We start from the raw sequence: 12,871 nt of genomic DNA on the forward strand, positions 1-12,871 counted from the left end.
CAATTTGATTGCACCGATAGCAATGAGTGAAGGATTGCGTTTTGCTATTCGTGAAGGTGGGCGTACCGTTGGCGCCGGTGTGGTCGCCAAAGTAATCGAGTAAAATAAGTTAATGATTTTGTAGTCTTTGATCTTTTTGTTTGGAAGATAGGCCAGTAGCTCAATTGGCAGAGCGTCGGTCTCCAAAACCGAAGGTTGGGGGTTCGATGCCCTCCTGGCCTGCCAAAGTATAGATATAAGCAAAGCTGAAGAATTTTATTTTAAAATTTTCAGACAAGCTGAAAAATAAAAAGAAGGTTTGTAATTTGGATTTTTTTAAGTTAAAAGTAATTTTCGGGAACGAAAAAAGTGAATAAGATTAAGCTTGGAATAGCAGCACTATTAGGAGCAGCAGGCTTTTTCAGCTTTTATTTTTTGCAAGATAGTCCTGTAGTAGTAAGAGTAATAGTTTTGTTATTAGGGTTGATTTTTGCGACAGTTGTTATTTTATTTACAACACAAGGAAAGCAACTATTTTCATTTTTCAAAGATTCGATAGAAGAAGTAAAAAAAGTTGTTTGGCCCACTAAAAAGGAAACACTTCAGACATCTGGTGTGGTTTGTGCGTTTGTTATAACGATGGCGTTTTTTTTATGGGCTGTAGATTCTGGTTTGATGGCGATCGTTAGATATGTAATGGATCAGGAAGGGTGAAAGTGTTCCGGGAGGAATATGAGTAAAAAATGGTACGCCGTTCATACCTATTCGGGTTTTGAAAAGAGTGTAAAGAGAGCATTAAGAGATCGGATTGCGCTACGCAAGTTTGAAGATGAATTTGGTGAGATCCTGATTCCTGTTGAAGAGGTGGTGGAAGTTAAGGGTGGTCAAAAAAATATAAGTGAAAGAAAGTTTTTTCCAAGCTATATATTAATTGAAATGGAAATGACCGATGAAACTTGGCATCTGGTTAAGGGTACACCAAAAGTAACGGGTTTTGTAGGAGGAACATCTATGCAGCCTGTTCCAATCAGCCACAAGGAAATAGAGAGCATATTTAATCAAGTAAAAGAAGGAGTAGAAAAGCCCAAGCCAAAAGTGATTTTTGAGGCAGGGGAGGCGGTGCGTGTTAAAGAAGGACCCTTTACCGACTTTCATGGAAACGTCGAAGAAGTTAATTACGATAAAAATAAATTACGGGTATCTGTGTCAATTTTTGGGCGTCCTACACCCGTTGAATTGGATTTTCATCAGGTTGATAAAATATGATTGTGTAATATATAGATATGGATAGTAGTCTCCTGTAGGCGATGTGATTTCAAAGTGGTTTGTGGCAAAAAAGAGGGAGAGTATTGTGGTTAATATTCGTTTGGACCTAAAAAGGAGAATATTTTGGCAAAGAAAATAATAGGTTATATAAAACTTCAAATCCCTGCAGGGAAAGCGAACCCAAGTCCGCCAGTGGGGCCTGCACTTGGTCAGCGCCAACTAAATATCATGGAGTTCTGTAAAGCGTTTAATGCGGCCACTCAAAAAATGGAGCCGGGATTGCCTGTTCCAGTGGTTATTACGGCGTATGCAGATAAAAGTTTTACATTTATTTTAAAGACGACTCCTGCATCTGTTCTAATTAAGAAATTAGCCGGTTTGAGTAAAGGTAGTGCGCAGCCTCATGTAGATAAAGTAGGTAAGCTGACGCGGAGTCAGGTAGAAGAAATTGCCAAAATTAAAATGGAAGATCTTACTGCGGCCGATATGGATGCAGCTGTCCGAACAATTGCTGGAAGCGCCAGAAGTATGGGTGTTGAAGTAGAGGGAGCATGATATGACTAAACCTTCAAGACGTTACAAAGAAATTACTCAAAGAATTGATCGTGATCGATTGTATCCGCTAATAGATGCTTTGGCTTTGGTGAAAGAGGTTGCTACGGCTAAATTTGACGAATCAGTTGATATTGCAATTAATCTCGGTATAGATGTTCGTAAATCTGATCAGGTAGTACGGGGTGCGGTGGTCTTGCCATCAGGTACAGGCAAAACTGTGAGAGTGGCAGTTTTTGCGCAAGGCGATAAAGCTAAGGAAGCATTAGATGCAGGAGCAGATATAGTAGGTCTTGAGGATCTTGCTGAGCGAGTTAAAGCGAATGAGATTAATTTTGATTTGGCAATAGCGAGCCCTGATTCGATGCGAATAGTTGGTCAATTAGGGCAGATACTCGGTCCTCGTGGTTTAATGCCAAATCCAAAAGTGGGAACAGTAACACTTGATGTGGCAAGTGCTGTCAAGAATGCTAAGGCAGGTCAAATTCAATTCAGAGCAGACAAAGCGGGCATTGTACATTGTACTGTAGGTAGGGCTTCGTTTAATGTAGATGCCTTGAAAGAAAATATTATAGCACTGGTTGACGCGTTGAATAAATCAAAACCAGCGACATCAAAAGGTGTTTACCTACGTAAAATGGCCATTTCGAGCACCATGGGAATAGGTGTGCGAGTTGACCATACTGGAATATAATTTGTTAGTTGTAATAAAAGGCTTTGGGTGCTGTTAAGATGTTGTATCAGCAGATTGTCAAAGACCGTTGGGGTTTTTATTATCTAAAAATAGCAATCTATAATGTTAGTTGCTGTTTTTGAGTGAAAGCTTAATTGCAATATGGAATAGTGACAGGTTTACTGGGTAGCGGTAAAAAAACACAGTGAATTATTAGAAAGTGACAGAATTTATAAACGAATGATCAGCTATTGTGAAATAGAGTATTGATAATCAAACCAATACTTATAAGTCATAAAAAGTGATTGTTGTGTTTTTGCAGCTATTCCAAGAAATTGTACCCAACGCAGATGGTGTGTCCATAAGCAGGTAGAGAGAAATTTCTCCTGATTCAGGTCGCCGTTTTTAAATGGGAAACATATCGTTATGAATAATAACGATAATTTTTGGCTGAATTCTAAATGGAGAGTATCTTTTGAGCCATAATCTCGAGGAAAAAAAAGCAATTGTATCCGAGGTCAGTGATCAAATTGCAGAAGCCCAGGCTATCGTCATAGCGGAATATCGTGGATTGGGTGTTGGGCAGCTTACTCAGTTGCGAGTCAAGGCGCGAGAATCTGGTATTTATTTCCGGATTATCAAAAATACCTTTGTAAGGCGGGCGGTTGTTGATACCCCTTTTTCCGGGTTGGCTGAATCAATGGTAGGGCCACTTGCTTACGGAATTGGCAGTGATCCTGTGATTACTGCAAAAGTTCTTCATGAATTCGCTAAAGATAATGATCGTTTTGTAATTAAGGCTGGTGCTATGGCCGGGACAGTAATGTCCGGTAAGGATGTCGCTGCTCTCGCTGCATTACCAAGTAGAGAGGAGTTGCTATCCAGATTGCTTGGTACTTTACAGGCGCCTGTTGCAAAATTTGTTAGAACACTTAATGAAGTTCCTTCAAAATTTGTGCGTGGGCTTGCTGCGGTACGTGATAAAAAGTAATCGGAAGCCGATATATAGATGGCTTAAAGCGATTCGTATCAGATTGATCTGAATTTAATTTATATCAGGAGAAATAAATGGCTATAGGAAAAGGGGAAATTTTAGAATCTATCGCTAATATGACAGTTCTGGAATTATCAGAACTGATCAAGGAGCTAGAGGAGAAATTTGGTGTTTCAGCTGCGGCGCCAGTTGCTGTGGCAGCTGCACCTGCTGCAGCAGCAGCTGTTGAAGAACAAACTGAATTTTCTGTGATTCTTACTTCAGCTGGTGACAATAAGGTTAATGTCATCAAGGTTGTTAGAGCGGTCACCGGTTTGGGTCTGAAGGAAGCTAAGGATTTAGTTGATAGCGCTCCGAAGGCAGTCAAAGAAGGTGTTTCTAAAGATGATGCAGAAGCACTCAAGAAACAGCTGACTGAAGCTGGTGCTGGTTGTGAGATTAAATAGTTAATTGTATTAGTAATTCGGGCTGACAGATACTGGTTGTATCGTCAGCCCTTATCTCGTATGACGGTATAAAAATAACGTTGACAAATAGAAGCATGTACTAATTGATTGTTAGTTGAACCTCAAGAATTTTTTCTCTGGCCTATCTCGGCAACATAGTTTGATAGAAGTTTCTTTGATCTTTAAATATCATGTCTGTAGCCTATGAGTTGTTAAGGTAGAGTATTTTGTTTCTTGGCCCACGTATTACCACTATACAGGTTAGGTTGTAGCTTTATTAGGTGCCCGTTTTATATCAAATAAACTGCCCTTCGATCCCGATTATATCTTCAGTGCACGGAGTGATTTAATGAGTTATTCGTTTGCCGAGAAAAAACGTATCCGGAAAAGTTTTGCTAAACGTACCAGCATTCTACCATTTCCGTTTCTTCTTGCCACCCAGATACAATCTTACGCTGATTTTTTGCAAGCAGATGTGGCGCCTGGTAAACGAAAGAATCAGGGGCTACAGGCAGCATTTAATGCTGTTTTTCCAATAGAAAGCCACTCCAATAACGCCCGTCTTGATTTTATAAGTTATATGCTTGGCACATCTGTGTTCGATGTTAAGGAATGCCAACAGAGAGGGTTGACTTACGCTTCTCCATTGCGTGCCAGAGTCAGGCTGACTATTATGGATAAAGAAGCTTCAAAACCAACTGTCAAAGAAGTTAAAGAGCAGGAAGTTTATATGGGAGAGATTCCTCTCATGACAGAGACTGGTTCTTTTATTGTTAATGGTACGGAACGTGTTATTGTTTCTCAGCTGCATCGTTCACCCGGGGTGTTTTTTGAGCATGACCGTGGTAAAACACATTCATCCGGCAAGTTATTATTTTCTGCTCGTATTATTCCATACCGTGGTTCTTGGCTGGATTTTGAATTTGATCCCAAGGATTATGTCTATTTCAGGATAGATCGCCGTCGCAAAATGCCGGTTACAACTCTTCTAAAGGCGATGGGTTATTCTTCTACACAGATTCTTGCTGATTTTTTTGAGTTTGATTACTTTACCCTTACGGGTAATAAGATTTTATTTCACCTCATACCGGAGCGTTTGCGTGGGGAGTTGGCTAGCTTTGATATCGTTTCTGAAGATGGCAAGGTTTTCGTACAAAAAGATAAACGGATAACGGCAAAACACGTTCGTGATCTGCAACAGGCTAACCTTACTAAAATTTCTGTTCCTGAAGAATTTTTATTAGGAAAAATTTTGGCTGAAGACATTGTAGATAAGGAAACGGGGGAGGTTATTGCCACAGCCAATAGCGAAATTAATGAAACTTTACTTGAACGAGTTAAGCAAACTCAAAATAAAAATGGTGAGATTAGTACTCTTTTTGTGAATGACCTCAACTATGGCCCTTACATTTCACAAACGTTGAGGGTCGATGAAAGTACTGATCAAATGTCTGCTCAGGTTGCTATTTACAGAATGATGCGGCCTGGCGAGCCTCCGACTGAAGATGCTGTGCTGGCTTTATTCAATGGCCTTTTCTATTCTCCGGAACGTTATGATTTATCTGTCGTCGGTCGGATGAAATTCAATCGGCGAGTAGGGCGTGAAGAACTAACAGGCTCTACGACTTTATCAAATGAAGATATTACTGATGTTATCAAAATACTGGTTGAGTTGCGAAATGGCAGAGGCGAGATTGATGATATTGATCACTTGGGTAATCGTCGTGTTCGTTCGGTAGGTGAATTAGCAGAAAATCAATTTAGAGCGGGTTTAGCTCGAGTTGAGAAAGCAGTTAAGGAACGTTTGAGTCAGGCTGAATCAGAAAATTTGATGCCGCATGACTTTATCAATGCTAAACCGGTATCTTCTGCTATACGTGAGTTTTTCGGATCAAGTCAACTGTCGCAGTTTATGGATCAGACTAATCCATTGTCCGAAATTACACATAAAAGGCGTATCTCAGCATTAGGACCTGGCGGATTGACGCGGGAACGTGCGGGTTTTGAGGTGCGTGATGTGCATCCAACTCATTATGGGCGTGTATGTCCGATTGAAACACCAGAAGGACCAAATATTGGTTTGATTAATTCGCTGGCTCTTTATGCTAGAACCAATGAATATGGATTTATAGAAACCCCATACCGCATGGTTAAGGATGGTCGAGTAACGGAGGAAGTCGTATATCTTTCAGCTATCGAGGAAAGTCAGTATGTGATTGCACAGGCAAATGCAAACTTTGATCAGGCTGGGGTTTTCACTGATGAGGTTGTTTCTTGCCGCCATAAAAATGAATTTACCCTGGCGTCCAGAGATCAGATTGAGTATGTTGATATTGCACCTGCCCAGATTGTTTCTGTGGCGGCTTCACTGATTCCTTTCTTGGAGCATGATGACGCGAATCGAGCGTTGATGGGATCAAACATGCAGCGACAGGCGGTTCCGTGTTTACGTGCAGAGAAACCTTTAGTAGGCACAGGAGTTGAGCGAGTGGTTGCTGTGCATTCAGGAACTGCAGTTAAGGCGTTAAGAGGCGGAGTGGTAGATTATGTGGATGCAGGCCGTATAGTGATACGTGTGCATGATGCGGAGGCTCGTGCCGGGGAAGTTGGGGTGGATATTTATAACCTCACCAAATACACCCGTTCGAACCAGAATACTAATATCAATCAAAGGCCTATTGTAAAAATTGGTGATATTCTTTCTCGTGATGATGTAATCGCAGATGGGGCATCGACTGATCTGGGTGAACTGGCTCTTGGCCAGAATATGTTAATAGCATTTATGCCCTGGAACGGACTCAATTTTGAAGATTCTATTTTGATATCTGAGCGAGTCGTATCAGATGACAGATTTACTTCAATACATATTGAGGAATTGACAGCTGTCAGTCACGATACAAAGCTTGGTACTGAAGAGGTGACCGCAGATATACCAAATTTATCCGAGCGTCAACGTGCGCGTCTTGATGAGTCAGGAATAGTTTATATTGGTGCTGAAGTTGAAGCCGGGGATGTGTTAGTGGGTAAGGTTACACCTAAAAGCGAAACACAATTAACACCTGAAGAGAAACTTCTTCGTGCGATATTCGGAGAAAAGGCATCGGATGTCAAAGATACCTCCCTGCATGTGCCAGCAGGTATTTCAGGGACTGTAATAGATGTGCAGATTTTTACGCGCGAAGGTGTTGATCGAGATAAACGTTCCAAGCAGATAATAGCGGATGAGTTGGGGCGCTTTAAAAAAGATCTAGCGGATCAAATGCGTATTGTTGAGGCAGATGCTTTTGAGCGTGCAAAACGGTTACTTGCAGGTAAAGTTGCTGTCGGGGGGCCCAAAAAACTGGCAAAAAATTCGACCATCACACAAGAATATCTCGAAAGTGTGGAAAAACATCACTGGTTTGATATTCGCCTGATTGATGAAAATACAAGCCTTCAATTGGAACAGATTAAAGATAGCCTGGTTCAGAAAAGAAAGCTGTTTGACCTTGCCTTTGAAGAAAAGCAGAGGAAGCTTTCCCAGGGGGATGAGCTGCCGCCCGGTGTTCAGAAAATGGTGAAGGTTTATATTGCGGTTAAGCGAAGACTGCAATCCGGTGACAAGATGGCTGGCCGACATGGAAACAAAGGAGTCATTTCAAAAATTGTTCCCGTGGAAGATATGCCCTATATGGCGGACGGCACACCAGTTGATGTTGTACTGAATCCATTAGGTGTTCCTTCGCGTATGAATATTGGTCAAGTGCTTGAAGTACACTTGGGTTGGGCTGCTAAAGGGCTTGGCAAGAAAATTAACGAGATGCTGGTCTCTCAACGTGAGACGTCTGAAATCCAGGATTTTCTAAGTAAAATCTATAGCGATAGTGGAAAACAGGAAGATTTGGTTTCTCTGGATGATAAAGAAATACTGGAATTGGCAAAAAACCTGTCAGATGGAGTTCCTTTTGCCACTCCTGTTTTTGATGGTGCTCATGAATCCGAGATCAAACATATGTTGAAATTGGCAGGCCTGCCGGAATCTGGGCAAACTACGCTCTACGATGGCCGGACAGGGGAGGCTTTTGATCGTTCGGTTACCGTGGGTTATATGCATGTACTAAAACTTCATCATCTGGTAGATGACAAGATGCATGCTCGCTCAACGGGTCCTTACAGTCTTGTCACGCAACAGCCGTTGGGTGGCAAGGCGCAATTCGGGGGACAACGGTTTGGTGAAATGGAGGTCTGGGCTTTGGAAGCATATGGCGCAGCCTATACCCTTCAGGAAATGCTTACTGTGAAATCTGATGACGTCAATGGACGAACTAAGGTTTACGAGAGCATTGTCAAGGGAGATCATAAAATTGATGCGGGTATGCCAGAGTCATTTAACGTACTGGTTAAAGAAATTAGATCTCTGGGGTTGGATATCGACCTAGAACAACATTAATATCTCTATTAGTTTGATATTGATGTGTTTTCTCAATTTTGTATTGATAAAAGCTCTATATATAACCTCTCAAGATTGAGATTCAAAATTTCCATTTCCTTGGCCTATTTCAGGTTTATACGTTGATTCACAGGAGTGACACGTGAAAGCACTGCTTGATTTATTCAAACAAGTTACACAGAAAGAAGAATTCGATTCCATAAAAATAGGCTTGGCTTCTCCTGAGAAAATTAGATCATGGTCATATGGAGAGGTAAAAAAACCTGAAACGATAAATTATCGGACCTTCAAACCTGAAAGAGACGGCTTGTTTTGTGCCAAAATCTTTGGCCCGGTTAAGGATTACGAATGCTTGTGTGGTAAATATAAGCGACTTAAACACCGGGGTGTGATATGCGAAAAATGTGGTGTGGAGGTTACCTTATCCAGAATCAGACGAGAACGCATGGGCCATATTGAACTGGCTTCGCCTGTTGCTCATATATGGTTCTTAAAATCATTACCTTCACGTTTGGGTCTTGTGCTTGATATAACGTTACGAGATATAGAGCGGGTTCTGTATTTTGAGGCCTATATCGTTACTGATCCAGGTATGACACCACTGACTCGCGGCCAACTTCTGACTGAAGATGACTATCTGAATAAAACAGAAGAATTTGGGGATGATTTTAGTGCTGCAATGGGCGCAGAAGGTATTCGTGCGCTGTTGAGTAGTATGGATATTTTGTCGGAAATAGAATCTTTACGTCTTGAGATTCAAACGACGGGCTCTGAAACCAAGATTAAGAAAGCTGCTAAGCGACTCAAGGTACTTGAGGCGTTTAATAAATCTGGCATGAAGCCGGAGTGGATGATATTGACGGTATTGCCAGTTCTGCCTCCAGAGCTAAGGCCATTGGTTCCATTGGATGGTGGTCGTTTTGCAACCTCTGATCTTAATGATTTATACAGGCGCGTTATAAATCGCAATAATCGTTTGAAGCGATTGCTGGAATTGCGGGCACCAGAAATTATTATCCGTAATGAGAAGCGCATGTTGCAGGAATCGGTGGATTCATTGCTTGATAACGGTCGCCGGGGTAAAGCAATGACGGGAGCAAATAAGCGGCCGTTAAAATCACTTGCGGATATGATCAAGGGCAAGGGGGGGCGTTTCCGTCAAAACTTGCTGGGTAAGCGTGTTGATTATTCCGGTCGCTCTGTAATTGTGGTGGGGCCGCAGCTCAAGCTTCATCAGTGTGGTTTGCCGAAAAAAATGGCACTGGAATTATTCAAGCCATTTATTTTTAATAAGCTGGAAGTAATGGGAGTGGCGAGCACGATTAAAGCGGCCAAGAGGGAAGTCGAGAACGAAAATCCGATTGTTTGGGATATTCTGGAAGAAGTTATCCGTGAACATCCAGTAATGCTTAACCGGGCTCCAACTTTGCATCGACTTGGTATCCAGGCTTTTGAACCTGTTCTGATTGAAGGAAAGGCAATTCAGTTGCATCCGCTTGTATGTGCTGCTTTCAATGCGGATTTTGATGGTGATCAGATGGCGGTGCATGTTCCTTTGTCGCTTGAAGCCCAAATGGAATGCCGTACGCTGATGTTATCAACTAATAACGTTCTCTCACCAGCTAATGGCGATCCAATCATAGTTCCTTCCCAGGATATCGTACTAGGTCTTTATTATATGACGCGCGAGAAAGTTGGAGCTAAAGGGGAGGGAATGGTTTTTTCAGATGTTTCGGAAATAACGCGTGCTTATGAGAGCAAAGCGTTGGAGCTGAATGCCAGAATCACCGTCAGGATCAAGGAAAAGAAAAAATCTTGTGGACATGGTGAAGATCTGATTGAAACGATTACACGTTTTGAAACTACCGTTGGCAGGGCGCTCATATCTGAAATCTTGCCAGCAGGACTTCCTTTTGCCCTCGTCAACAAAGCACTTAAGAAAAAGGAAATTTCTAAGCTTATAAACGCCAGCTTCCGTTTATGCGGTTTGCGGGAGACCGTTATATTTGCCGATAAGCTTATGTACTCAGGCTTTTCCTATGCGACTCGTGGTGGAATTTCCATATGCCTGGATGATCTTGTTACACCATCGCAGAAAAGCGATATTATTCAGGCAGCTGAGCAAGAAATACATGAAATAGCAAACCAATATATTTCTGGCTTGGTTACTCAAGGAGAACGTTATAACAAGGTAGTTGATATCTGGGCTCGTGCAGGTGATCAGGTGGCTAAAGCAATGATGGATCAGCTTAGTGTCGAACCGGTCAAAGATCGAGAGACGGGTGAAATCAAGACAGATGAAAATGGGCAGGCAGTTACGCAGGAATCATTCAACTCAATTTACATGATGGCTGATTCAGGAGCCCGAGGTTCTGCTGCGCAGATCCGTCAACTTTCCGGCATGCGTGGTCTCATGGCAAAACCTGATGGCTCTATTATCGAGACCCCGATTACAGCAAATTTCCGTGAGGGACTTAATATCCTGCAGTATTTTATTTCGACACACGGCGCTAGGAAGGGACTGGCGGATACAGCACTTAAAACTGCCAACTCAGGATATCTCACGCGTAGGTTGGTTGATGTGACCCAGGATCTGGTTATCATAGAAAATGATTGTGATACGGATGGTGGTGTTGTAATGAAGGCTTTGGTGGAAGGCGGTAACGTTGTTGAATCCTTGCGTGGACGAATCTTAGGGCGAGTGGCAGCGACTGATGTTATAAATCCGGAAACCAGTGAGGTTATTTGCTCAGCAGGTACATTGCTGGATGAGGATACAGCTGATGAAATTGAAGCTTGTAGTGTTGATGAAGTAAAGGTAAGGACGCCACTCACTTGTGAAACCCGGTATGGGCTTTGTGCGAAATGCTATGGGCGTGACCTGGGGCGTGGAACGCTAGTTAATGTTGGAGAAGCCGTGGGGGTGATTGCAGCCCAGTCTATTGGTGAGCCGGGTACGCAGCTAACTATGCGGACTTTTCATATTGGTGGTGCGGCTTCAAGAGCTATCGTCGCCAATCAGGCTGAGAGTAAGTCAAACGGGGTTGTCCGTTATTCTCATCATATTCGCTATGTAAGGAATGCACAGAACGAGCTAATTATAATCTCTCGTAGTGGCGAAATTCTGATCCAGGATGAGAATGGTCGTGAACGTGAGCGGCATAAAATTCCTTATGGTGCAACATTGCATGTGCAAGATGACGAAACAATCAAGGCAGGGCAAATCCTGGGATCATGGGAGCCTCATAAACGTCCTATCATAACGGAATATGCTGGCAAGATACGGTTTGAGAACGTTGAAGAAGGCGTAACAGTTGTCAGACAAATCGATGAAATAACCGGGATGGCAACTCTGGTAGTTATAGATCCCAAGCGGCGAAATGTTGCACAATCCAAAGGATTACGGCCGCTTGTCAAATTTTTGGATGAAAATGATCAGGAAATTAATATTCCAGGGACTGATCAACCCGTCAGTATTACATTCCACGTTGGTTCCATTATAACGGTACGAGATGGGCAGCAGGTTGGTATTGGCGAGGTTCTGGCCCGCATTCCTCAGGAGACGTCAAAGACTCGTGATATTACCGGGGGGTTGCCTCGAGTAGCTGAGTTGTTTGAAGCGAGAGTGCCCAAAGATGCTGGTTTCCTTGCTGAAGCTACCGGCACGGTAGCTTTTGGGAAAGATACCAAGGGGAAACAGCGCCTTGTTATCACTGATCTGGATGGTATTGCACATGAATATCTGATTCCTAAGGATAAACATGTGACTGCTCATGATGGTCAAGTGGTAAATAAGGGTGAGGTGATCGTTGATGGACCTATCGACCCCCATGATATATTGCGATTGCAGGGAGTTGAGGCATTAGCGAAATATATTAGCGATGAGGTTCAAGATGTCTATCGCCTACAAGGTGTAAGCATCAATGATAAGCATATAGAAGTAATCGTTAGGCAGATGTTGCGCCGTGTCCAGATAACAAATGCAGGTGACTCGGCGTTTATTCTTGGAGAGCAGGTCGAGCGTGCTGAGGTTCTTACCGAGAACGAGAAACTCATGACTGAAAACAAGATGTCGGCCACCTATGAATATGTATTACTGGGAATAACCAAGGCATCTCTTTCTACTGACTCATTCATTTCTGCTGCTTCTTTCCAGGAAACAACCCGTGTCCTGACCGAAGCGTCTATCATGGGTAAAAAAGATGATTTACGAGGCTTGAAGGAAAATGTAATTGTAGGCAGATTAATACCAGCAGGGACAGGCTTATCCTTTCATAGCATTCGAAAAAAACAAAGATTATCGGAAAATACTGTCTATCTGAATACTGACTTGGCGGCGAACGAAATTGCCGAATGAGGGGTTCTGTCAATAATGTTTATTTATTATGCTTGATAAGATTAGATGTTTTTAGAACTTCTGTTTCTTAGCTTCATATTTTAAAATCTTGACTTGTCCCTGATGAGAAAGTAGTCTTGGGGCGCTGTGGTGTATAGAAGTGATTTTGGCTGGTTGCCTGGGAGGGATTGGGGTA

Annotated in this window: 8 protein-coding genes, 1 tRNA gene and 1 pseudogene; all 10 read left to right on the forward strand. The window is 42.5% G+C overall.

Annotation, left to right across the window (positions count from 1 at the left end):
- Window positions 1–103 (forward strand): annotated as a pseudogene (locus tag BM331_RS10785) (elongation factor Tu); the annotation flags it as partial.
- A 46-nt stretch (window positions 104–149) separates the two neighbouring features.
- Window positions 150–225: transfer RNA gene (locus BM331_RS10790), tRNA-Trp, on the forward strand.
- A gap of 123 nt (window positions 226–348) precedes the next feature.
- Window positions 349–693 (forward strand): preprotein translocase subunit SecE, encoded by a 345-nt coding sequence (gene secE, locus BM331_RS10795; protein WP_074929476.1) that lies wholly within the window; start codon window positions 349–351, stop codon window positions 691–693.
- Between the two features lie 18 nt (window positions 694–711).
- On the forward strand, window positions 712–1,245 hold the full coding sequence (gene nusG / locus BM331_RS10800; RefSeq protein WP_074929477.1) for a transcription termination/antitermination protein NusG: 534 nt from the start codon (window positions 712–714) through the stop codon (window positions 1,243–1,245).
- Between the two features lie 123 nt (window positions 1,246–1,368).
- On the forward strand, window positions 1,369–1,800 hold the full coding sequence (gene rplK / locus BM331_RS10805; protein ID WP_074929478.1) for a 50S ribosomal protein L11: 432 nt from the start codon (window positions 1,369–1,371) through the stop codon (window positions 1,798–1,800).
- A gap of 1 nt (window position 1,801) precedes the next feature.
- Window positions 1,802–2,491: a 50S ribosomal protein L1 gene (gene rplA, locus BM331_RS10810; protein ID WP_074929479.1), complete on the forward strand. Its 690-nt coding sequence runs from the start codon at window positions 1,802–1,804 to the stop codon at window positions 2,489–2,491.
- A gap of 454 nt (window positions 2,492–2,945) precedes the next feature.
- Window positions 2,946–3,461, forward strand: a complete 516-nt coding sequence (gene rplJ / locus BM331_RS10815) for a 50S ribosomal protein L10 (RefSeq protein ID WP_074929480.1) — start codon at window positions 2,946–2,948, stop codon at window positions 3,459–3,461.
- Between the two features lie 77 nt (window positions 3,462–3,538).
- Window positions 3,539–3,910, forward strand: coding sequence for a 50S ribosomal protein L7/L12 (rplL, locus tag BM331_RS10820; RefSeq protein ID WP_074929481.1), 372 nt, complete (start codon window positions 3,539–3,541; stop codon window positions 3,908–3,910).
- A 349-nt stretch (window positions 3,911–4,259) separates the two neighbouring features.
- Complete coding sequence (gene rpoB, locus BM331_RS10825) at window positions 4,260–8,339, forward strand: DNA-directed RNA polymerase subunit beta (RefSeq protein ID WP_074929482.1); 4,080 nt, start codon at window positions 4,260–4,262, stop codon at window positions 8,337–8,339.
- Window positions 8,340–8,481: 142 nt separating this feature from the next.
- Window positions 8,482–12,696: a DNA-directed RNA polymerase subunit beta' gene (gene rpoC, locus BM331_RS10830; RefSeq protein WP_074929483.1), complete on the forward strand. Its 4,215-nt coding sequence runs from the start codon at window positions 8,482–8,484 to the stop codon at window positions 12,694–12,696.
- Window positions 12,697–12,871 lie beyond the last annotated feature (175 nt).

It is taken from the genome of Nitrosomonas eutropha (assembly GCF_900116685.1).
In the GTDB taxonomy this organism is placed as follows: domain Bacteria; phylum Pseudomonadota; class Gammaproteobacteria; order Burkholderiales; family Nitrosomonadaceae; genus Nitrosomonas; species Nitrosomonas eutropha_A.

What these genes read in the sequence shown, in the direction of transcription:
- nusG (WP_074929477.1), top strand. Translation starts at nt 712, where the DNA reads ATGAGTAAAAAATGGTACGCCGTTCATACCTATTCGGGTTTTGAAAAG.
- rplA (WP_074929479.1), top strand. Translation starts at nt 1,802, where the DNA reads ATGACTAAACCTTCAAGACGTTACAAAGAAATTACTCAAAGAATTGAT.
- rplL (WP_074929481.1), top strand. Translation starts at nt 3,539, where the DNA reads ATGGCTATAGGAAAAGGGGAAATTTTAGAATCTATCGCTAATATGACA.
- rpoB (WP_074929482.1), top strand. Translation starts at nt 4,260, where the DNA reads ATGAGTTATTCGTTTGCCGAGAAAAAACGTATCCGGAAAAGTTTTGCT.